The organism is Halosolutus sp. DAT137, assembly GCF_059736405.1.
Window position 1 is genome coordinate 394,253 of sequence record NZ_JCAQID010000001.1, and the last position, 20,065, is coordinate 414,317.

The 20,065-nt window shown below is 64.3% G+C and carries 22 protein-coding genes; 10 read left to right on the forward strand and 12 right to left on the reverse strand.

The features are described from left to right. Positions 1–38: 38 nt before the first annotated feature. Positions 39–938, reverse strand: a complete 900-nt coding sequence (locus AC6I6L_RS01985; RefSeq protein ID WP_497916037.1) for a glycosyltransferase family 2 protein — start codon at positions 936–938, stop codon at positions 39–41. 182 nt (positions 939–1,120) lie between these two features. Beyond that, complete coding sequence (locus tag AC6I6L_RS01990; protein ID WP_497916038.1) at positions 1,121–1,840, reverse strand: class I SAM-dependent methyltransferase; 720 nt, start codon at positions 1,838–1,840, stop codon at positions 1,121–1,123. Between the two features lie 282 nt (positions 1,841–2,122). On the opposite strand from AC6I6L_RS01990, the gene AC6I6L_RS01995 reads away from it, so the two are divergent. Next, positions 2,123–2,404, forward strand: a complete 282-nt coding sequence (locus tag AC6I6L_RS01995; protein WP_497916039.1) for an ArsR family transcriptional regulator — start codon at positions 2,123–2,125, stop codon at positions 2,402–2,404. A 128-nt stretch (positions 2,405–2,532) separates the two neighbouring features. Continuing rightward, positions 2,533–3,318, forward strand: coding sequence for an MBL fold metallo-hydrolase (locus AC6I6L_RS02000; RefSeq protein ID WP_497916040.1), 786 nt, complete (start codon positions 2,533–2,535; stop codon positions 3,316–3,318). 27 nt (positions 3,319–3,345) lie between these two features. Here the strand turns inward: AC6I6L_RS02000 and AC6I6L_RS02005 are convergent, their stop codons facing one another. Next, complete coding sequence (locus AC6I6L_RS02005; RefSeq protein ID WP_497916041.1) at positions 3,346–3,618, reverse strand: hypothetical protein; 273 nt, start codon at positions 3,616–3,618, stop codon at positions 3,346–3,348. A gap of 97 nt (positions 3,619–3,715) precedes the next feature. On the opposite strand from AC6I6L_RS02005, the gene AC6I6L_RS02010 reads away from it, so the two are divergent. Next, positions 3,716–4,465, forward strand: a complete 750-nt coding sequence (locus AC6I6L_RS02010; RefSeq protein ID WP_497916042.1) for a YkgJ family cysteine cluster protein — start codon at positions 3,716–3,718, stop codon at positions 4,463–4,465. Between the two features lie 192 nt (positions 4,466–4,657). On the opposite strand, the gene AC6I6L_RS02015 is transcribed toward AC6I6L_RS02010, so the two are convergent. Together AC6I6L_RS02015 and AC6I6L_RS02020 are read right to left on the reverse strand one after the other, a co-directional pair. Further along, a complete protein-coding gene (locus AC6I6L_RS02015) occupies positions 4,658–5,062 on the reverse strand; it encodes a TRAM domain-containing protein (protein WP_497916043.1) in 405 nt (134 codons plus the stop codon). A gap of 181 nt (positions 5,063–5,243) precedes the next feature. Next, a complete protein-coding gene (locus AC6I6L_RS02020) occupies positions 5,244–6,971 on the reverse strand; it encodes a radical SAM protein (protein ID WP_497916044.1) in 1,728 nt (575 codons plus the stop codon). A 116-nt stretch (positions 6,972–7,087) separates the two neighbouring features. Between AC6I6L_RS02020 and AC6I6L_RS02025 the strand changes: the two genes are divergently transcribed. Then, a complete protein-coding gene (locus AC6I6L_RS02025) occupies positions 7,088–7,246 on the forward strand; it encodes a DUF7559 family protein (protein ID WP_497916045.1) in 159 nt (52 codons plus the stop codon). 169 nt (positions 7,247–7,415) lie between these two features. After that, on the forward strand, positions 7,416–7,934 hold the full coding sequence (locus tag AC6I6L_RS02030; RefSeq protein WP_497916046.1) for an Hsp20/alpha crystallin family protein: 519 nt from the start codon (positions 7,416–7,418) through the stop codon (positions 7,932–7,934). A 15-nt stretch (positions 7,935–7,949) separates the two neighbouring features. Here the strand turns inward: AC6I6L_RS02030 and AC6I6L_RS02035 are convergent, their stop codons facing one another. The 4 genes from AC6I6L_RS02035 to AC6I6L_RS02050 all read right to left on the reverse strand — a co-directional run bounded on the left by AC6I6L_RS02035 (position 7,950) and on the right by AC6I6L_RS02050 (position 11,692). Next, positions 7,950–9,161: an NAD(P)/FAD-dependent oxidoreductase gene (locus AC6I6L_RS02035; RefSeq protein ID WP_497916047.1), complete on the reverse strand. Its 1,212-nt coding sequence runs from the start codon at positions 9,159–9,161 to the stop codon at positions 7,950–7,952. Positions 9,162–9,335: 174 nt separating this feature from the next. Further along, positions 9,336–9,929, reverse strand: a complete 594-nt coding sequence (locus tag AC6I6L_RS02040; protein ID WP_497916048.1) for an NUDIX hydrolase — start codon at positions 9,927–9,929, stop codon at positions 9,336–9,338. 4 nt (positions 9,930–9,933) lie between these two features. Next, entirely contained in the window at positions 9,934–10,443 is a 510-nt protein-coding gene (locus AC6I6L_RS02045) for a DUF7109 family protein (protein WP_497916049.1), read from the reverse strand. Positions 10,444–10,549: 106 nt separating this feature from the next. Then, positions 10,550–11,692, reverse strand: coding sequence for a glycosyltransferase family protein (locus AC6I6L_RS02050; RefSeq protein ID WP_497916050.1), 1,143 nt, complete (start codon positions 11,690–11,692; stop codon positions 10,550–10,552). 153 nt (positions 11,693–11,845) lie between these two features. Between AC6I6L_RS02050 and AC6I6L_RS02055 the strand changes: the two genes are divergently transcribed. Continuing rightward, positions 11,846–12,016 carry an HVO_0758 family zinc finger protein gene (locus AC6I6L_RS02055; RefSeq protein ID WP_497916051.1) on the forward strand — a complete coding sequence of 57 codons (171 nt, stop codon included), beginning with the start codon at positions 11,846–11,848 and terminating at the stop codon, positions 12,014–12,016. A gap of 62 nt (positions 12,017–12,078) precedes the next feature. Here the strand turns inward: AC6I6L_RS02055 and AC6I6L_RS02060 are convergent, their stop codons facing one another. From AC6I6L_RS02060 to AC6I6L_RS02070, 3 genes are all read right to left on the reverse strand, one after another. Next, the gene (locus tag AC6I6L_RS02060) at positions 12,079–13,269 is read right to left on the reverse strand and encodes a DHH family phosphoesterase (RefSeq protein ID WP_497916052.1); all 1,191 of its coding nucleotides are present in this window, start codon (positions 13,267–13,269) and stop codon (positions 12,079–12,081) included. 71 nt (positions 13,270–13,340) lie between these two features. Beyond that, positions 13,341–14,222 (reverse strand): SDR family oxidoreductase, encoded by an 882-nt coding sequence (locus AC6I6L_RS02065; RefSeq protein ID WP_497916053.1) that lies wholly within the window; start codon positions 14,220–14,222, stop codon positions 13,341–13,343. A 143-nt stretch (positions 14,223–14,365) separates the two neighbouring features. Beyond that, a complete protein-coding gene (locus AC6I6L_RS02070; protein WP_497916054.1) occupies positions 14,366–14,791 on the reverse strand; it encodes a DUF5791 family protein in 426 nt (141 codons plus the stop codon). 176 nt (positions 14,792–14,967) lie between these two features. Here AC6I6L_RS02070 and AC6I6L_RS02075 point away from each other — a divergent pair, with 176 nt between their 5' ends. The 4 genes from AC6I6L_RS02075 to sppA all read left to right on the forward strand — a co-directional run bounded on the left by AC6I6L_RS02075 (position 14,968) and on the right by sppA (position 20,042). Further along, positions 14,968–16,050 carry a tubulin/FtsZ family protein gene (locus AC6I6L_RS02075; RefSeq protein ID WP_497916055.1) on the forward strand — a complete coding sequence of 361 codons (1,083 nt, stop codon included), beginning with the start codon at positions 14,968–14,970 and terminating at the stop codon, positions 16,048–16,050. Between the two features lie 356 nt (positions 16,051–16,406). Continuing rightward, positions 16,407–17,288 carry a coiled-coil protein gene (locus tag AC6I6L_RS02080; protein ID WP_497916056.1) on the forward strand — a complete coding sequence of 294 codons (882 nt, stop codon included), beginning with the start codon at positions 16,407–16,409 and terminating at the stop codon, positions 17,286–17,288. A 365-nt stretch (positions 17,289–17,653) separates the two neighbouring features. Further along, positions 17,654–18,943: a carboxylate--amine ligase gene (locus tag AC6I6L_RS02085; protein WP_497916057.1), complete on the forward strand. Its 1,290-nt coding sequence runs from the start codon at positions 17,654–17,656 to the stop codon at positions 18,941–18,943. 91 nt (positions 18,944–19,034) lie between these two features. Continuing rightward, positions 19,035–20,042, forward strand: coding sequence for a signal peptide peptidase SppA (sppA, locus tag AC6I6L_RS02090; RefSeq protein WP_497916058.1), 1,008 nt, complete (start codon positions 19,035–19,037; stop codon positions 20,040–20,042). Positions 20,043–20,065: the final 23 nt, after the last annotated feature.

Here is a 20,065-nt window from a genome sequence, read left to right on the forward strand (position 1 = left end):
GATCACAAGTTACCGTCGGTACCGTCGATGGGCCACAGTCAGCGTCGATCGTAGATTCGCACGGCTCGGTCGTGGCGCGTCGAGACGCCGTTGGGGTTGCGCCGCATCGATCGATCGGCGTACCGTGCGCGGAGGCCGTCACGGAACCCGCGACCGGCGTTCCTGACGACGTCGACGCCGTCGCCCAACCAGCCCGTCGGGGTTACCTCGCCCGCAATGAGTTCGCGGACGCCGAGGATGCCGTCTCGAACGGCGCTGCCGATCGTGCGAGCAAGGACGGTCGGTCGCGGTCCGTAGTTTTTCGTGAGTCGGTACGCCAGCGATCGATAGGTGCCACTCCAGTCCGGGTCGGTGCGGCCGCCGTCGGCCCCGACGTCGGTCCGGACGGCCATCTCCGGGGTCCATGCGACGTCGAAGCCGAGGCCGGCAACGCGGTGGGCGCAGTCGCGGGCCCCGCCTGCGGTGAGATACTCATCGAAGCCGTCGAGGGCCTCGAGTGCGGTGCGGTCGAACGCAACGTTGCTCCCCTCGATGTAGGCCACGCCACGGCCGGCGACGCGGTGTGAGGGCTCCTCCTCGATGGCACCGTCGGCACCCGTGACCGGGCCGGTCACGACGTCCGCCCCGGTCTCGATCGCACCGGTCAGCGTCTCGAACCAGCCGTCGTCGACGACGTACTCGCCGCCGAGGAACGCGATCACGTCGCCCGTGGCGCTCTCGAAGCCCGCGTTCCGGGAGACGTTTGGGTTTCGTTCGGATATTTCGACGAGCACGTCGACGTCGGATCGATCGCGAATGACTCCCGTGGTTCCGTCAGAAGAGGGACCGTTGACGACGATAATCTCGGTCTCCGGCAGCGTTTGTCCCTGGAGGGCGTCGAGACAGGACAGCAACTGCTCCCGGTTGTTGAGCGTCGAGACCACGACCGAGAGCTCCATACTATGTGGTAGAATTGCCCGAGAGTAAAATAGGGAGGGGTTCACGCCGTCCGGAGTGTTCTCGTATCGGCAGTCGCTCTCCCGAGCCTCGCTCCCGGCTTCGATCGCGACGGCTGGATCACCGCTCACTATCAGGATCGGCGGAGGTGGATCACCAGCTGCCGCCGGAATCGGTCCCGGCGTTACTCCTCGGCCGATCGAACGCGCGTGTTCCAGTACGACACCGAGGCGAAGTGATCGGTGATGGGACGGCCGCCGATCGCCGTATCGAGTCGTCTGATTGGCGACGCGAGTCCGTTCGGGATCGATCGATACAGCCCGTAGGGTGCGAGGAAGTCGTCTTCGACGTCGACGAGCGTCAGGTCGGTTTTTGCCAGCAGCGTCGCGACTTCGCTCTTCGAGTAGAGCCGCGACCCCATCGGGAGCGCCCAGTTGTAGACGCTGCGGGCGCTAAACCGATTGAACGTATCGAAGACGATCTGGTCGCTCGACACCCGGCGCATCTCGCTCAAGAACGCCTCCGGATCGTCTGCAAGGTGGAAAAACCGCATCGCGATGACGGTATCGAAGTGATCGTCCGGAAACGGCAACCGTCCCGCATCACCGCGGAGGAAATCGAGCGTTCCCGCGAGCGCCGTGTTCTGGGCCTTCTGGCGGCCCTGCTGGAGCATTGCCGCCGAAATGTCGAGTCCGACGACGTCGGCTCCTCGCTCTGCGAGCATCACGGTAAATCGGCCGGTGCCACAGGCGATTTCGAGGATTGACCGATCCTCGACGGGCATGATCGCCTCGAGGACCGCCGCTTTCTCTCGACGATCGATCAGCTCTCCACCGCGGGAAAATCGTTTGTCGTCGTACTCCTCGGCGACATCGTCGGCCTGGTACCACTCCTGTCCTTTCACACTGGATGCAACTACAGTAGTCGTGGGATAAAACGATATTGGAGTCTCTTCGCGAACGATTGGTCCCAAGCGTACCGTCGATGACCGTTCTGCCACCCGACAGGCGAACGCCGAACAGCCGTCAGGACGTTCCTGAGACGGGCTATTTATAAAACAAATCGGAAGATGACGGACGAATACTCGTTATTGTGGTAATACAGCATAAGTATGCCTTATACAAACTGGATTATTCGTATCCACATATAGGGAAGCTTTACCATTGGCGGTTCCCCTGGAACAGGTATGAGCATGAGTACCGCCGAGGAGCGTACCAGGGCCGCCGAGGAGACGCTATCCAAAGACGAATACCGCGATCGACTCCGCGAACTCCCCCCGAGTGCGAAACTCGTCGCCAAAGTTCTCGAAACCGACTCGCCGCTTTCCCAGGGCCAACTCGCCGACGAATCGCTGCTCCCAGACCGGACCGTCCGCTACGCCCTCAACCGCCTGGAAGACGTCGACCTCATCGGTTCTCGATACAGCTTCCGAGACGCGCGCAAGCAGGTCTACTACCTGAAACGCTGAGGCGAACCCACCTGAAACGCTGCATCGAAGCGCGTTTTCCATCGAATCGAATCCGTTTTGTCGGATCTCGTCGCGCCGTACTTGACACCGGTCGATAGCGTCTTTTGGCCCGAGTCTGCAGAACGCGTATGGAACTCACTCGCTGTGTCGTCCCGACGCCAACGCGCGCCCCGGATGGGACGACGAACGCCTATCTCCTCGGCCGCGGTCGCGCGATCCTCGTCGATCCTGCCGCGCGAACCGACGACCTCGATCGACTCGTGGCCGAGCGCACCGTCGACCACATCGTCCTCACGCACACCCATCCGGACCACGTCGGCGGGGTGGCGGCGTACGCAGCAGAGACCGGAGCGACCGTCTGGGCCCGGTACGGTCGACACGATCGGTTCCGTGAGGCCACAAACTGCGAACCCGATCGATCCTTCTTCCCCGGAGCGACGATACCGATCGGTGACGAGTTCGTGACACTCTTGGACGCCCCCGGCCACGCACCTGACCACATCGTACTCGAAGCCGGAGACGGCGGGCCGATCGTGTGTGGGGACTGTGCGATCCAGGCGGGAAGCGTCGTGGTCGGTGCTCCTGAGGGTGATATGCGTGCGTACCTCGGTACGCTGCGACGACTCCGAGCGATCGACCCGCCGAAGCTGTATCCCGGCCACGGGCCCGCGATCGACGTCCCTCGAGAGACGATCGACCGACTACTCGCCCACCGGCGCGATCGGGAACGGAACGTGCTCGACGCGGTCGAGGCGGGGGCGGAAACCGTCGACGAGATCCTCGCCGAAGCGTACGAGAAGGACCTCACGGGCGTTGCGGACCTCGCACGGGCGACCGTTCGCGCACATCTCGATAAACTCGCCGTTGAAGACCGCATCGACTGGGACGGCGATCGCGCGACTGTTCCGGCCTGAAACGCGTCCGTCGCCGTCACGCCGCTACTATTCGGCCCGATCGACCGACGTTAACTGAAACTGGAACGTCAACTGATCTTCGATCATCACCTTTACGCCGCCGAACCGATCGGCCAGTTGTTCTCGCGCGTCGGCGCTTGGCTCGACGGTGATCGTGACGGTGTTGTTGTTCGCGTTGTACTCGATGCCGCCGACGATCACGTCGAACTCGAACAACTTCGGAATCTCCGTTCTGAGATGGTCTCTGACGTCGTCGACCTGTGATTGTGCATCGGCCATCTCCTCGTTGAGAGACGACATTAGCGACCGTTCGCCGCGGGAAATCTTAACACCGCGGCCGGCGGTACCGTGGTCGGGCACCGACTCGCTTTTCCGGTTCCCCGCGGTAGACCCACCCGTGCAATCGCTCGAAGCCGAACTCGAAACCGCTCGTGCGCTAGCAGTCGGCGACCTCGCGGACGCGATCGAGTCGATCGGGTTCGAATGCACCCGCTGTGGGGCCTGTTGTACGGCCGACGGCGAGGACAACCACACGGCGACGGTGTTTCCGGACGAAGTGCGCGATCTCGTCGGAAGCGAGGGGGACGACTCCGCGAACGGAGCGGAAGACACCGGGCGCGACGATCGCGACCACGAGTACGACTGGCGCGATGTCGCTCGCCCGATGCCGTACGGACTCGACGATCGCGACGGGACGCTCGAGGGTGAGACCTTCGAGTGGGCCCTCCAGACCGACGGCTGTGGCGACTGTACCTTCTACGACGAAGACGAGTCCGGGATGGGAACCTGTACCGCCCACGACGATCGCCCCCTCATCTGTCAGACGTACCCGTTCAGCGTCGCCCTCGCCGGCACCAGCCAGCCCATGGGCGAGGCCGTCGACAGCGTTGTGCTCCCAGCGCAACGGGAAGCCGGCGACGAGGAGGTAGTGGTTCGCGCCCACGAGTGTGAGGGGCTCGGGCGAGACATTTCGCGCACGGACGCCGAAGAACTGGCCGCCGCACTCAAAGAACGCGCGGTGCGGGAACTCGAGGAAGCGATCGGCGTCCGAGACACCTACGAACCCGCCGACCCGGACCCGGGCGAGGTCGTCGTCCACGACTCAGAGGGAGCAAAACGGATCGACGGGGCGCCGATCGAGAAATAACTGCGGCACCGATCGAGAAATACTGCGGGAGAGTTGCACACAGCAACGGGAGACAAACGAAGGTGGAAATTGCTGTACTGTACCGAGAGCGAGGCCGCTGTGCGGCCGAGTGAGCGGCCTTTTTGATCCAGGTTTTTTGGCCGGGTTCGAGTGCGACCATCGGTCGCGGAGGACCCGTCCAAAAAGGTGGTTTTAGAACGTTTCCTCGATGATCTCGCCGACGGCGAAGTTGGATTTGACCTCGGTGACCTCGACTTTGACCCGCTCTCCGACGTCGGCACCGGGGACGATGATGACGTAGCCCCGCTCGACGCGGGCGATCCCGTCGCCTTGCTTGCCGATGTCTTCGATCTCGACGTACCGCGTTTCGCCGACGTCGACGGGTGGCTGTGGCTCCGAGGGCACACTTTCGGGCGTGGTCGTGGTCGTCTCGGAAGAGACCGACTCGTCACGCGAAATGAGTGCGACACGGTAGACCTCACCGGGGTCGATGTCGCCGGTTTCGACCTCCTGTTTCGGTACTTCGATAACGTATCGATCCTCCTCGGCCGAGACCTCCGTACTGAACAAACACAGTAATTTTTCAGATATTTCCACAGGCAGACCCTCAATTTTCACTCTGCGGCCGCTCCATAATAGAACTACCGACCGAGAGACGCTGATCGACGCGGATTGCTCGGAGAACTCACCCGACTACGCCCGCCAGCCAGGACTGTCGTTGTGTCCAACCCTCAACCGTCGCTGTACCCGAAAAGCGGAGCGGCGGTGGCCCAACCACTTACTCCGCGCGACCGCGCGATCGAGCCGTCACGAACCCGTCGAGATCGACTTCGGTGCCCAGATCCGCGTCGGTGATCGAGTCGTACGGTCGATTGATCACGATGTCGCCGGCCGTGCGATCGCCGATACCCGGAATCGCGGTGAGTTCGTCCATCGAGGCGTCGTTCAGGTCGAGCGGGTGGGGAACGCCGGTGACGGAGCGATAGCCGTGGTCGACGACCGCAACATCGATCGTCTGGCCGAGTTCGCGCTCGCCCGGGATCCCGACGAGCAGCGGGTACGTACCGAGTTGCCGGCCGAACGTCGTACCATCTTGGTGGTACTCGAGGTGGATGTCGGGAAGGACGGTTCCCGCCGGGGCGACGCGTTCGAGCATCGGCCGATCGATCTCCTCACGAACCTGCCGTTTGTACCGTTTGAACAGCGTCTTGTGCTCGTTGGCGATTTCGGCACCCGTCTCGCTCATATCGGTTCCGTCGAAGGCCATCACCTGCCGGATGTTGATCCGCCGGAGCATGTACCCCTCGTCGTAGACCCGCTCTAAGAACTCGCGGTTCAACTCGTAGGTCTCTTCTCGCTCGCCCTTGAGCCCGTGCAAGAGATTGATTCCCGGCAGGAGTTTCGGGAGTCGTCGGGGGGCGTCGTCGCCGAAGGTGGGACCGTCTCCCGGCTGCTCACCCGGACGCCACCCACCTTCCTCGTTGACGATCCTGACCGCCTCGAAACACTCCTCGGCGCTGACGTTCAGGTTGTTTTCGTCCTGAACGATCGGGTCCGCGGATTCGAGACCGAACGCCGCCGTGTCGCCGGGCGTGTTGTGTTCGGCGATGATCCGAATCCCCTCCCGACTCTGTTCGGGCCAGTTGACGATCGTGATGGGGTTCATGTTGTCCAGGTGGAGCGTCTCGAGATCCGGTGCGACCTCGCGAATACCGCCGTAGAGCTGTCTCAGGGCGTCCGGGTTCGGTGCCTCGCCGTCGCCGCCGTAGGCGAGGATGTCGGCCTGCCGGCCGATCCGGAAGTGCGAAACGCCGTAATTCGAGAGGGCGTCGACCTCGCCGACGACCGACGGCGGCGGGCGGAACGTCGGATTGCCGTACAGCGGTTCGGTACAGAACGAACACCGGTAGGCACAGCCCCGAGACGTTTCGAGTTCGGCAATGAGGTGGTCGGGATGGTTCGGGTGCTGCTCGACCACAAACGCCCCCTCCCGGGACCACCGAGACACTTCCTCGACGTCGCGCATCCGGTTGTTGAATCCTTCGAGACCGCTCTCGACGAGGTCGTAGACGGCGGCCTCGACGTCGCCTTTCGCGACGAAGTCGAAATCGAGATCCTGCCGCTCCGTTTCTGTCGCACCTTCGTTTGCGTCGCCCACGCCGAACTTGACGGGGCCGCCCATCAGACTCGTTCCGCTGGCGGTCCAGGCGAGTTTTCGTACCTCGTCGGGTTCGGCGGGCGTGCCGCCGACGTACTTTCCGGGAACGGTCATCCCTCCGAGATAGACCAGAAGGTCGGCCTCGTCGACGTTACGCCAGCGATCGGACTCGTCGCGAAGCCCGTCGATCGTGTGATACGTAATCTGCTCGCGAGGAACGCCCGCGTCGACGAGCGCACCGGCGGCGTACCGCGGGTACGTCGAGATGTACGGCGGCACCCCGAAGTGTGCGGGTTCGTCGACGTAGCCGTCGACGATCGTCACGGACAGCGTCTCGGGGTCGGTCATACCCCCGCGTAACGTCTCGAGAGTCAAAACGGTGACTACAGCGCGATCGAATCGACGACCCGGCGCGTGCCGCCGCTACCACGGCGTTGATAGTGCTGGTCGCAAAACGGTGACGTATGCCACCGACTGAAGAGATCCTCTGTACTGACGACGACTGTTTCCTCGATCTGTTCGAAAATCACTACACATACGACGTCCCGGAGGATCGGTCGATTACCGACCTCGCCTGTCCGGTCTGTGGCGGGTCCGACTGTCTAGAACTAGTCGATCTGTGACAGATAGTTCCGAAAGAATACCGTATCCGTCAGCCATATCCGAAAATTATAGCAAAACCAATAAGGAGACGCCGATCGAAACGATACACCCGGACATGTCCACGACGCAGTCTCGGGTCCCTGATGTGGTCCCCGCCACTTCCATACCCTCCACGAGAGGTGAACCGCCGTGAGCCTCAAAGATATCGGCTCGTCCGTCAGCAACGCGATTTACCGACAGATCGGGCGAGCGAGCGGTCACCTCCAGGTACAGCGATCGCTGCCCGTCGATGTCCTCGAAGACGATCGGTCTTATCTCGTCGTCTTCGACGCCCCCGGCGCGGAGCCGGAGGACGTGCAGGTGCGGTATCTCGAGGGAAGCGTTCGAATTCAGCTCGATCGCTTTCGCCAGTTCCACGAGGGCTACGAGACACGGTTTCCCGGTCGCGGAATGACGCTCACCGGCGACGCCGAGTTGCCGGCGGATGCGATCGTCGCCCCCGACGCGGGAACCGCCAGACTCTCCGAAACCGGCACGGTCAGTATCGAGATTCCGAAACGATCTGCGGTCGACGACGCGACGGCGACGTCCGGCAGTTCCGGCAGCGACACCGCGGAACGCAGTAGCGACCCCGAGGAGGGCAGGGACGAGACCACAGCTACCGAAACCCCGGATCCCGAAGCCGACGGCGTCACGATCGACGACTAGTCCCCTCCCAGGCCGCTATCGCTCGCGATCGATCGTCATCCCGGTCTCGATTTCGAACGATTCGTCACCGTCGAACCGGGTCGGGTCGAAGCGATCGATCCCGTCGCCGCCACAGATTTCGGTCGCGATTCGCTGCCCGATCGCCGGAGCGCGCATGAAGCCCTCCCCCTGAAATCCCGTCGCGACGTAGAGTCCGTCGGCGAGTCGCCCGACGAGCGGATCCCGATCCGGCGTCGCCGTACAGAGGCCCGCCCACGCCCGATCGACCTCGAGCACGATGTCCGTGAGCCGACTTTCGATTCGGCCAGTGAGCGTCTCCGCGAAACCGGGAGAAGCGTCGCGATCGTACGTTTCAGGATCGGCCGCAGCGCGTTCCGTGCCGTCGCCTGCGAGCAAGCCGTCCGCGTGTGGGCGAAAGTAGTAATCCGCCGTCGCGTCGTAGACCATCGGCTCGGTGAACTGAACGGGCGTGGCATCCGCGAGCATCGTGTCCGCGACCAGCGCCTGAACGCGGTAGGGCTTCATCGCGATCGGGTGGCCGGCCGCTCTCAGCAGTTCCGCGGTGTGAGCGCCGGCGACGACGAGCACCGCGTCGACCTCGTGGATCGTGCCGTCTTCGTCGTGAACGACGCGGGGTGGATCAGTTCGGACGGCGACGGGGGTCTCGGGTTCCAGCGTCGCCCCGGAACCGTTCGCCGCTGCGGCGAGACACGCCGTGTACCTCGCGGGGTCCGTATAGCCCGCTGCGCCGGCGACGCCGGCGATCGCAACGTCGTCGGACCGGAGCGCCGGGAAGTGATCGGAAAGGTCGTCGCCGCCGGTCTCGAGCGCGACGATCCCCCGTTCTTGCATCTGTCGGATTCCCTCGTGGATCGCGTCAGTTCGGACGTCGTCACCCTCGCGAGCGAGCCAGACGTACGGACACTCCACGAACGGGAACGTCTCGTCGCCCGAGAGCGATCGGAACCGCTCGATCGCGTCGCCGGCGATCTCGGCGTCGATCCGGTCTGCGAAGGCGTCGTAACAGATCCCCGCCGCACGGCCGCTCGCACCGCTGGCGATCGAGCCGCGATCGTACAGCGTCACGTCGGCACCGGCGCGCGCCAAGTCGTAGGCTGCCGTCGCGCCGACCGCTCCGCCGCCGACGACGGCAACCTCGAGACCGATCCCTTCCCGAGTGAAGGCGTCCGCACCGACCGCGAGTTCGGAACCGTCGGTCTCAGTCATCAAAACTCACCCGACCGAACTGGTCAGCGAATCGATCGACAGCCGTCGCATCGTCACGAGCGTTTCGCATGCCACATGCTGTGCTCGGCGGATACTTACCTCTGGGTGGTTCAGAAGCCATGACCGGTAGCAGACGGGACGATTCGCGCGTACTCGAGTATCGACGTGGTGCGGTCAGACGGTCGATCGATCGATCCGTTCGGGGGCCTCGAACTCGGTCGCCAACTCGAGCAACTGAACGAGAATCCGACCGGTGGCCCCCCAGACGGTGTAGCCGTCGACGTGGAAGTAGTGGATGACGATGTCGCCGTAGTAGGGGTGGTCCCGGCGTTCGTACTCGTAGTTCTCGGGGTCGAGCAGCCCCGAGAGCGGCAGGACGACGATTTCGGCCACCTCGCGACCGTCGCGTTCGTACTCTCGGTCCGGGACGCGGGCGACGAACGGGGTGACGGCGTACTCCGTAATCGTCCGGATGTCGTCCAGTTGGCCGACGATCTCGGATTCGTGCGGTTCGAGTCCGATCTCCTCGTGGGCCTCTCGGAGCGCCGTCTCGAGGATCGACTCGTCTTCGGGTTCGGCACCGCCGCCGGGAAAACTCATCTGACCGGGGTGTTCCCCGAGGTGGTCGGCCCGCCGGGTAAACAGCAGGTAATCGTCCCCGTCGCGTTCGATCACCGGCGCGAGAACGGCGGCGTCGTGTTCCTGATCCGCGATCTCGATCGGTCGGTGGCGTGCGATCGGGTCGAGGTTCAGCGTCGGGTCTGGCATACGGTTAGTCGAGTGTCTCCGCTATGCGTCGGCGGTCGGCGGCGACATCTACGGGTGCCCATGCCTCGATATCGTAGCTGACGTCCAGCAGTCGGTGCAGTCGGTCGGCGTCGTCCGCCTCGATCGCTCGATCGACCGCCTCGGCAAAGCGCTCTCGGGCACGGTCTCCGAGCGCGTCGCGATCGAGCCGTCGGGATTCGACGTCGAGAATGTGGGGCAGGTCTTCGGCGTGTTCCGGCACCGTCGGGAACGCCGTCGGTCCCGCGACGAACAGCGAGCGGGGAGCGTCGTCGGCCGCGCCCTCGACCGCGCCGCCCTCGATGACCCCCGGTTCGCATCCGACGAGTGCGAACGATTCGCAGGCGCGCTCGATCGTCTCCGCGAGCGCGTCCTCGTCGATCGACCGGCCGTCGGCTCGAAAGGCGGCCTCCGCCAAGGCGCGCTCGAGTTCCGCGCGGGTCAGCCCGCCAAAGAGGTCGACCACGCCAGCGAGTTCGTCGACGGTCGCATCCATAGGGTGCACAACGGGTGGCGATTTGATAAAGACTGTGAGGTGGGGGTCCGCGTCAGTCGTCGCGAGCTGTGGCTCCGTGTCAGTGCTCGGCGTGGGGCCGAGGGAGTCAGTCTCCCGCAGTGGACTCTATCTGGTCGACGGCCCAGGGCTGGGCCGCCTCACGAACGGCGGTCGGCGTGATCGGCGCGTCCCGCCACGGTGGGAGCCGGTGGTCTGGCCCCGGCGGCGTGATCGCTCCGGCGTACCGATCGAGCTGGTCCCGCTCGGCGGCGCGATCGTAGGCGAGGTCGTTGAACGCGGCGTCGGCACCGTACTGGTCGATCAGCCGGCGGCCGGCCTCGCGGTACCCGTCTGGAAGCGTCTCGTAGTCGGGATCGACGCCGTGGGACTCGAGCAGTCTCAAGAGCGTCGCGGCGACTTCGTGGCTCATCCTCTCGAGTCCGGCGTCGCCGGCGACCGCGCGGTGGTCGTGTTCGTGGCGGCCGAGATCGACCTGTGCGCTGCCCTCGAATCCCGCGTGGGCGAACGCGTCGCCGAGCGTCCCGATCTCGAGGCCCCACGCGCGAGGCGCTCGGAGTCGTTCGGTGAGGTCGGCGGTTGCGGCGAACTCGCCGGCGAGTGCATATCGGAACGACGCGAGGTAGTCGAGAACCGGCGCATCGTGGCGCGCCGACAACGTCCGGATCAGTGGTTCGTAGAACAGGCGGACGAGCCGGCCGTAGAGCCGACCGCTCTCGACGCGCGCGTAGTACGCTTTCGAGAAGTCAAACTCCATCGTCAGCGGGGCGAGTAGCCGTCGAACGTGCTCGGCATCGTAGCTTCGAGCGTCAGCGTCGTGGACGACTACGTACTCGCCGGCGGCGGCGGCAGGACCGAGCGCGAGCCAGACGTCCCGCCCCTTGCCGAACTCACCGTCGAGTCCCGCATTCGCGAGCAGCGCGTCGACGCCAGGCGCGTTACACCAGAGCACACGAGTCGGGAGGGTAAACGAGTCGAGCCACTCCCGGAAGGCGTCGACTCGATCGGGGGCCGCACGAACCGGGACGTAGACGGCGGCGGGATCGAGGCGCTCGAGTTCGGTGAGCACGCGCGCCGCGGCGGGGCTTTCGTGCTCCCGATCGGTCATCGGGACGACGACGGCCGCCTCGTCGACGGCCGCCTCGACTCTCGTCCCAGAGGCGACGTCGCCCGGCGCTTCTGACCGACCGAAATCGTGGAGCGTCGCGATCCGCTCCTGGACGTACTCCATCGGTACATTCTTCGGCCGGACCGGTAAAACGGCCACGGCTCCGGCGAATCGCGTTCGGCCGCGTGGGTCCCAACGGTGTGCCAGGGTATCAGCCGGCGTGACGCCAAAAAAAAGCACCGGTCTTTTTCTCCCCCACCTTCGTAGGACGCCAACATGAAATCAGTCCGGAAGGCACTCCGCGACGGCGAACTCGAGAAAGACACGTACGATCGACTCGTCTGTGGCGAGTGCGAAAAGCCACTAAAGACGGAGAACGACCCGGACGACATCAAAACCGTCCGGATTTGTCCGGATTGTACCGCCGAGTGGAAGGAGATTCGCTGACCGATCGCTTCCCAGCGATCAGTGGGGCGTACGCAAGCCATTGGTTCCCGCTCGCAACCGAGCTACGACCGCTCGCCAGCTAGCGCCGAAAAGAGCCGTTCTTCGAACTCCGATTTGCTGATGCCGTCGGAGGGTCCGATCCCTTCCATGTGATCGATCGAGACCTGGCCCCCGCCCATGCGGGCGTGACCGCCCGCATTCGCCATCGGAATGTCGCTGACGGCGTGGCGGAGGGTTTCGCCCATGTGGACGCGATCGTCCCGCGATCGGCCGGAGAGGTGGAGCGTGCCGTCGTGTTCGCCGTAGACGACGACGGCCGTTACCCCCTCCAGATGCATGAGTTCGTCCGCGGCCTGTGGAATCGCGTCGACGTTGCCGATCTCGCCCACGTCACAGAGTGCGAACGGCCCTTCGACGCGCTTGTCGGTGATCGCCCTCGCCTTGATCCGTAACACGTCGTCGCTGACCTGCGGGTTGGCGATGCGATCGAGCAGATCTTCGTCGATGCCGTCGTAGAGGTACGCACAGGCGTCGAACTCGGCGTTCGAACAGCCGTTCGTCAGGTGGTTCGTATCCGACTGGATGCCGTAGAGCAAGCCGGTGGCGAGTTCCGCCGGAATCGCGGGCCCCTCCTCGTCGTCGTCCAGTTCGATCGTTCCGCCCATCTGGTCGAGATACTCGACGAAGATGGTCGAGGCCGCACCGTATCCCGTCCGAACGTCCGTAAACTCCGTTCCGGCACCGTTACCCGGATGGTGGTCGACCACCGCGATCGGTTCGATCATCTGAGAGCCGGTAAACCCTCGCGGGGTGTTGTGGTCGACGAGAACGACCGCGTCGGCGGCCAGATCGGAACTCGACTCGACGCGGTCCAGGTCGAGATCCAGCACCGTCCGGAACGCCCGGTTTTCCTGATGACGAATCTCGCCGGGGAACTGCAATGTAGCGTCCGTCCCGACCGTTTCGGCGATCGCAGCGACCGCCATCGCACACGACATCGCGTCGGGATCGGGGTTGGGGTGCATCAGGACCGCGACGTCGTCGTGAGACCGAAGTACGCGCTGAAGCCGGACGCCCGGCGCTCGGCGGAACCACCGGATGACCCACCAGCCGCCCACGCCGACGCCGACGATCGCAAGCACCAGCAGGGACAGAACCAGCGGCTCGAGCGATCGTACCGACTCGACGACGGACTCGATCGCCAACGGGTCGACCCCGGACGCAGCACTCGAAGGGGCGCTCCGGGTAGCCATACCGGCATATCAAACGGCACCCCTAAGAAATTTCCCCCAGTTCGCACGAGTTCTGGAAACCCCGAAATCGGTCAGTAGGAGTCGATTGCCGCCCGATATCCCTCTCGGAACGTCGGATACGCGAATTCGTAGTCCAGTTCGCGCAGTTTCTCGTTGGAACAGCGTTTACTCGTCAGAATACGTCGGCGGGCGGCCTCCGAGAGGTCCGGGTCCGCCAGTCGCTCGGGCTTCGTCCGCTTCGGCGGGCGATCGACCCCGCACTCGTCGGCCAGCCAGTCCGCGAAGGTCCACTTGTCGACCGGTTCGTCGTCGACGACCTGGACGACCTCGCCGCGTGCCAGATCCTCCTCGAGAAGGTACCGAACCGCCCCCGCGGCGTCGTCCCGGTGGACCATGTTCAGGTACCCTTCCGTCACCGGTCCCTGCAGGTAGCGTTCGAGCCGGTACCGATCGGGACCGTAGAGGCCGGCGTACCGCGCCACGGTGCCATCGAACCCGTATTCGGCGGGGAGTTCGAGGGCGATCCGCTCGGCCGCAGCGAGTACTTCGGTCTTCTCGGTCGTCGGCTTCAGTGGTGTCTCCTCGTCGACCCAGTCGCCGTCGTGGTCGCCGTGGACGCCCGTCGAGGAGGTGTAGACCAACCGCTTCGGCGGGTCGTCGCGGCCGCCGAAGTGGTCGATCGCCGTTCGCAGCCCTTCGACGTACACCTCGCGGGCAACGTCGGCACCGCGACCGCCGCTGCTGGCTGCGAACACGATCGCGTCGACGTTCGGCACCGCCGCGAGCGCGTCCGGGTCCGTCACGTCGGCCCGAACCGCCTCGAAGCCTGCGTCCTCGATCGCCTCGATGCCGTCGGTCGAGCGGCGGACGCCGATCGCTTCGTGTCCGCGCGCCGTAAGCTGTCGGCCCAGTTCCAGGCCGACATGCCCGCAGCCGAGAATTGCAACGTTCATACCGGGGTTCGTGTACGGATCCTCATAACCACACTGCACCCGGCGTATCTTTCGGCGGGTTGTGAGCGATTTTTGGGCGATCGTCTGGATGTTCCACCAGCGATGTGACCGAGCGACAGTACCCACACGGGCACGACCTGACGTTAGCGCGCGCCGTCCGCGATCGCGTACTGGATGTGGACGAACTCGTCGAAGGTCATGGGGGCACGGCGTTCGATCTTCTGTTGAATTTCCTTCGCGTCGAGATCGATCGCGAGTTTGCTCTCGACGGCATCCACATCGAGCACCGCGGTCGTCATCCCCAACAGCAGGTGTTCACAGGCTATCATCTCGATCGTCTCCGGGTCGGGTTCGCCGTCGGCCAGCGACTGGATCTGGGCGGCGTCCGGAAGCGTAAGAACCGGCGCGTTCCCGTCGGTCAGTGCCTCGAGTCGATCGCGATCGACGTCGGTCTCAGCCTCGACGGCGTCGATTCCGCGGGCCTCGACGACGGCCTGGAGGTCCCGATCGTACTCCTTGCGGAGGGCCGACGGAGAGTCCGGAACGCTCATCCGCTGGTCGTAGAACATACTGGACAGGACAGGCGGCGGAAACAAGTGAATTGCCATTATCGGCGGTGCCACCGCCGTCGGCGGCGTCACCGAATGTCGAGCGTCGCCGTACTGGTCGTGGCACTGATCGGTGATGAAAAACGGACCCTCTGTAAACCCCAAACGTTCAACAGGGTTCCCACGTACTACCTGATATGAAAGTCGCCTTGATTGGGGTTGGACAGGCCGGTGGGAAGGTCACCGAACGGCTCACCCGATTCGATGCGGAGATGGGCTTCGGTGCCGTCCAGGGTGCACTGGCGATCAACTCCGCAACGCAGGACCTCCAGTCGCTCGAGTTCGCCGATACGCAACTGATCGGGGCCGATCGCGTCAACGGCCAGGGCGTCGGCGGCGACAACGAACTCGGGACCGAAATCATGCAGTCGGACATCGACGAGGTGCTCGGCGCGCTCGACGGCCGCGTCACCTCGAGCGCCGAGGCGGTGTTCGTCGTCGCCGGCCTCGGCGGCGGCACGGGTAGCGGCGGCGCACCCGTCCTCGTCCACCACCTCCAGCAGGTCTACGACATCCCCGTCTACGCCCTCGGCGTGCTCCCCGGACGCAACGAGGGGTCGCTCTATCAGGCCAACGCCGGTCGATCGCTGAAGACGCTCGTCCGGGAAGCCGACGCAACGTTGTTGATCGACAACGACGCATGGCACGAACAGGGCGAGAGCGTCGAAGGTGCATTCGAGACGATCAACGGCAAGATCGCCCAGCGAGTCGGCCTGCTGTTCGCCTCGGGCGAAGCGACGGACGGCGTCGGGGAAAGCGTGGTGGATTCGAGTGAAGTGATCAATACGCTCAGATCCGGCGGCGTCGCCACGCTCGGTTACGCTAGCGCGGTCGCAGCCGAAGACAGCGGCGAAAACATCACGACCGTCATGAGCGTCGCGCGTCAGGCGCTGCTGACCGGGACCAGCCTTCCGGACGCGACGACGGCGGATTCGGCGCTGCTCGTCATCGCCGGCACCCCCGATCGAATCCCCCGCAAGGGCGTCGAAAAAGCCCGTCACTGGCTCGAAGACGAAACCGGAAGCATGCAGGTCCGGGGCGGCGACTTCCCGCTCGATAGCGACCGACTGGGCGCGCTCGTCTTACTCGGCGGGGCCGAACGCTCCGATCGGATCGAGGAGTTCATGCAACGCGCTCGCGAGGCAAAACGCGCGCAGGAGAAACGAGAGGAGGATCCGGCCGAACAGTTCGCGGACGATCGCCTCGAGAACCTGTTTTAGCGATCCGGATCGATCGGGCCGGAACCGCCACCGTTTATAACCTCCTGCGGGTCCGTGGTATTGTCCAACACGGGGGAACGAGGCCCCTGCTAACGGTTTTCACGGGAATAGGGACCGGTACATTTAAATTACAGGCGACAGTAGTTGGCAGTACCAGAACGCCACCGGGGCGCGTATCGCTCGACGATCGATGACAGGAAATCTTATTCACCGAGGTTTCGCAGATCGCAAGCGTACGCTCTACACGGCAGCTTATCTTCCGGCGACGGACCTGAACCCGACCGACGGGTACAGCTCTCGAGGAGACGGGCGGCCACCATCCCGGTGCGGGTATGGCACAGAGGTTTGACTAACACATGGTAGACGAATCGAAAAACATCGAACTGACAGACGACGACTTAGAAAACAAATCGAAAGGACAGCTCATCAAGATGGCCGGTCAACTGCGAGACCGGCGAAACGAGCTGAACCAGATGGCTTCTGAGCGGGCTTCCAAACGCGACGATCTCAACGCGAAGACTCGCGAGAAAGTCGACGAAGCCCAGGAGCACCGCGAGAAACGCGACGAACTCAACGAACAGGTCCAAGAGCACAAAGAAAGCCGCAACAAGCTCAACGCCGATGCCAACGAGCTCTTCGACAAGGTCGAGAAGCTCAAGTCGGACATGGAACTCGACGAGGGCAAGGACCTAGAAAAGCTCGAAGAGGAAATCGAGCAACTCGAGTTCAAACAGCAGACGGAAGTGCTCTCGAGCGAGGACGAGAAGGAACTGATCGAGAAAATCGAGAGCAAGCGCGAGGAGTACGAAGAGCGCAAGCAGAAACTCGACCAGAACGAGGATCTCGAGGGACTCGTCGAGGAAGCCGAGGAAGTCCGTTCTGAAGCCTCAAAACACCACCAGAAGGTGACGGAACTCGCGGACAAGGCCCAGGAACACCACAACGAGATGATCGAGGCCTACCGCGAGGCCGACGACATCCGTGACGAAGCCGACGAGATGCACGAATCCTTCGTCGAGGCCCAGGAAGCCGCAGACCAGCACCACGAGGACTTCGTCCGCGTCCAGAAGCGCCTGCGCGAACTGGACAAACAGGAAGAAGAGCAGCGGAAATCCGCTCGCGACAAGAAGAAAGAAGCGGCCAAAGAGGAGGCCGAAGAGATCTATCAGAAGTTCAAGGAAGGCGAAACCCTCGACACCGAGGACCTGATGAAACTCCAGAAGACGGGACTCCTCTAACTCGGTTCGTCAACCTGTGTCTCCGCGGTTTTTCTCTTTACTCCTGCGATGAGCCACGGCCACGGCTACGGCCGCCCGGCTGATTCGGCTTTCCGCGGTTCCGGCAGTGTGGAGTCTCGGTCGCAAGCGGCGATCCCACCGGCGGTGACCCTCAGTAGCAGTCACTTACACGAAGAAGCGGTGGCCTACCGTGGACGGATGGGCCGCGTCCGATCGCGGTGATCGGCGGATTCGTCCGCTCTCCGGGTCGGAGGGTGCACGCGGCGGGCGTCGCAGTCGCCCGATTCCGGGTGGAGTCAGAAAGCGGGTCGTCGCCGTCCGTTAGCTCGAGTATAATAATGCCGACACAGTTGCTCCTGTGAACCATGGACCGAGAGAGGGACGGCGCGAGCGTCCTCGTTCCGGGGATCGACGCCCCGAGTACCGTCGCCTGCCTGCGCTCGCTTCGTCCGCGGGGGATCCGAACGATCGTCGGCTCGGAGCGACGGACGACGCCAGCGGCCACCTCGAGATACTGTGACGAGTTCGTCGACCTTCCCGACCCGGTTTCGGATCTGGACGCGTACGGCGAGGCGTTGCTCGCGGCCGCCGATCGGGCGGACGTTCGAACGATCGTTCCGGTTCGAGAGGAAGACGTCTTCGTTCTCGCGGCGAACAGGGAGCGGTTTGCCGAGCGAGTGGCAACGCCGTGGCCGACGATGGAGACCCTAACACGGGTTCAGGATCGCGTCGAACTCTTCGCGGCCGCCGAGTCGGCCGGCGTGGCGACTCCCAGAACCGAATCGCTGGACGAGTGGGACGAGTGGGATCGCGAGACGATTATCAAACCCCGGTACACCGTCGCTGCACCCGGGTACCTCGGGACGGACCTCGACGGTGAAATCGGATCGACGGCGTACCAGACGCCGGGTGAGCCGCCGGATGTCGCGGCCTGCGTCGAACGACGAGGCCACGTCCCGCTGGTTCAGGAGCGCATTCCGGACTCCCGCGAGTACGGCTTTTTCGCACTGTACGATCGCGGGGAGGCGGTCGCGACGTTCCAGCACTGCCAGCATCGCGGCTGGAAGTACTGCGGGGGACCGAGTGCGTACCGCGAATCGGTCGCCATTCCGGAACTCGAGACGGCCGGGCGATCGCTGCTGGACGAACTCGAGTGGCACGGCCTCGCGATGGTCGAGTTCCTGCGCGATCCGCGCACGGACGAGTTCAAACTGATGGAAATCAACCCCCGGTTCTGGTCGTCGCTGCCGTTTTCGGTGCGCGTCGGGGCCGATTTCCCGTACTACTACTGGCGACAGGCGATGGGCGAACCGATGCCCGCGGGCCAGCACTACGAGGTCGGCGTCGGCGGCCACCTTCTCCGGGGCGAGATCAGCTACCTCCACAGTATCGTCACCGAGACGTATCCGATGGTCGAGCGCCCCTCGCTCGGGACCGCCCTCCGCGAGGTGGCGACCGACGTCGTTCGCGAACCGCGATTCGACTACGCCGTCGCCGCCGATCCGCTCCCGTTTTTCAGGGACGGATTGAACGTCTTGCAAGACTGGTGGGACGGAACCGATCGACAGCAACCGGTCGACGGCTCCCGAACGCGCACGTCGACGGCACCGATCGAGGACGAACCCGATGCCGTCGACGCCAACCGGCTATCGTGAGGGCGGTGAGTCGAGGTGACGGTGGCTCTCCGAACGTGAACACTTAACGGGGACGCACTCACAGCCATCGGTATGAATCGAGGTGCCTCCCGTGGCTAGTAGCGAGGGAATCGCCAGGCTGGGAATCGTACTCGTCGGGACCGTCGCGTTCGCCGTGATCGGCGTCGTGCTATTCGTCCAGTACCCGACGACGCTCGCGGATCTGTTCGGCGTGTTCGCCGCGCTCGTTCTCGTCGGCGTCGGCATCAGGTTCACCGGCTCGGTCGCCGAGTCGGTGCTTCCGGGCTACGATATCGCGAAAGTCGCCGTCGAGGGACCGATCACTCGCGACGGCGGGAGCGGGCCGCTCCCGTCGAGTCCAGGATCGACGCCCGCGGACGACATCGTCGACCAGATCGATCGCGCCGACGAGGACGACAACGTGCGGGCGCTGCTGTTGAAACTCAACACGCCGGGCGGCGAGGTCGTTCCGAGCGACGACATTCGCCTTGCCGCCGAGCGATTCGACGGGCCGACGATCGCGTACACGACCGACGTCTGTGCCAGCGGCGGCTACTGGATCGCAAGCGGCTGTGACGAACTCTGGGCGCGCGAGGCGAGCATCGTCGGCTCGATCGGCGTCATCGGTTCGCGAGTCAACGCGAGCGGCCTCGCCGAGAAGGTGGGCCTCTCCTACGAGCGCTTCGCCGCGGGGGAGTACAAGGACGCCGGAACGCCGCTGAAAGAACTCGAGGAGAACGAACGCGAGTACCTGCAGGGAATCATCGACGACTACTACGAGACCTTCGTCGAGCGAGTCAGCGACGGGCGCGATCTCGATGCCGACTCGATACGGGAGACCGAAGCCCGAATCTACCTCGGCGAAACCGCACACGACATGGGACTCGTCGATCACCTCGGCACCCGCCGCGAGATCGAGATCGAACTGGCCGATCGATTCGACACCGACGAGGTGAGCGTCGAGGAGTTCGAGCCCGAACGACCACTGATGGCCCGTGTCGGCCGCGGCGCGCAGTCGATCGCGTACGCGCTGGGTGCCGGAATCGCCGGCGCGGTCGTCGGCGAGGACGGCGACCGCGGTTTCCGCCTGCGGTCTTGAACAAGTACGTGGTTTTATCGTCG

Excerpts from the sequence above, each read along its gene's own strand:
- AC6I6L_RS01985 (WP_497916037.1), bottom strand. The coding sequence starts at position 938 with ATGGAGCTCTCGGTCGTGGTCTCGACGCTCAACAACCGGGAGCAGTTG.
- AC6I6L_RS01995 (WP_497916039.1), top strand. The coding sequence starts at position 2,123 with ATGAGCATGAGTACCGCCGAGGAGCGTACCAGGGCCGCCGAGGAGACG.
- AC6I6L_RS02000 (WP_497916040.1), top strand. The coding sequence starts at position 2,533 with ATGGAACTCACTCGCTGTGTCGTCCCGACGCCAACGCGCGCCCCGGAT.
- AC6I6L_RS02005 (WP_497916041.1), bottom strand. The coding sequence starts at position 3,618 with ATGTCGTCTCTCAACGAGGAGATGGCCGATGCACAATCACAGGTCGAC.
- AC6I6L_RS02020 (WP_497916044.1), bottom strand. The coding sequence starts at position 6,971 with ATGACCGACCCCGAGACGCTGTCCGTGACGATCGTCGACGGCTACGTC.
- AC6I6L_RS02025 (WP_497916045.1), top strand. The coding sequence starts at position 7,088 with ATGCCACCGACTGAAGAGATCCTCTGTACTGACGACGACTGTTTCCTC.
- AC6I6L_RS02035 (WP_497916047.1), bottom strand. The coding sequence starts at position 9,161 with ATGACTGAGACCGACGGTTCCGAACTCGCGGTCGGTGCGGACGCCTTC.
- AC6I6L_RS02040 (WP_497916048.1), bottom strand. The coding sequence starts at position 9,929 with ATGCCAGACCCGACGCTGAACCTCGACCCGATCGCACGCCACCGACCG.
- AC6I6L_RS02045 (WP_497916049.1), bottom strand. The coding sequence starts at position 10,443 with ATGGATGCGACCGTCGACGAACTCGCTGGCGTGGTCGACCTCTTTGGC.
- AC6I6L_RS02050 (WP_497916050.1), bottom strand. The coding sequence starts at position 11,692 with ATGGAGTACGTCCAGGAGCGGATCGCGACGCTCCACGATTTCGGTCGG.
- AC6I6L_RS02055 (WP_497916051.1), top strand. The coding sequence starts at position 11,846 with ATGAAATCAGTCCGGAAGGCACTCCGCGACGGCGAACTCGAGAAAGAC.
- AC6I6L_RS02060 (WP_497916052.1), bottom strand. The coding sequence starts at position 13,269 with ATGGCTACCCGGAGCGCCCCTTCGAGTGCTGCGTCCGGGGTCGACCCG.
- AC6I6L_RS02065 (WP_497916053.1), bottom strand. The coding sequence starts at position 14,222 with ATGAACGTTGCAATTCTCGGCTGCGGGCATGTCGGCCTGGAACTGGGC.
- AC6I6L_RS02070 (WP_497916054.1), bottom strand. The coding sequence starts at position 14,791 with ATGTTCTACGACCAGCGGATGAGCGTTCCGGACTCTCCGTCGGCCCTC.
- AC6I6L_RS02075 (WP_497916055.1), top strand. The coding sequence starts at position 14,968 with ATGAAAGTCGCCTTGATTGGGGTTGGACAGGCCGGTGGGAAGGTCACC.
- AC6I6L_RS02080 (WP_497916056.1), top strand. The coding sequence starts at position 16,407 with ATGGTAGACGAATCGAAAAACATCGAACTGACAGACGACGACTTAGAA.
- AC6I6L_RS02085 (WP_497916057.1), top strand. The coding sequence starts at position 17,654 with ATGGACCGAGAGAGGGACGGCGCGAGCGTCCTCGTTCCGGGGATCGAC.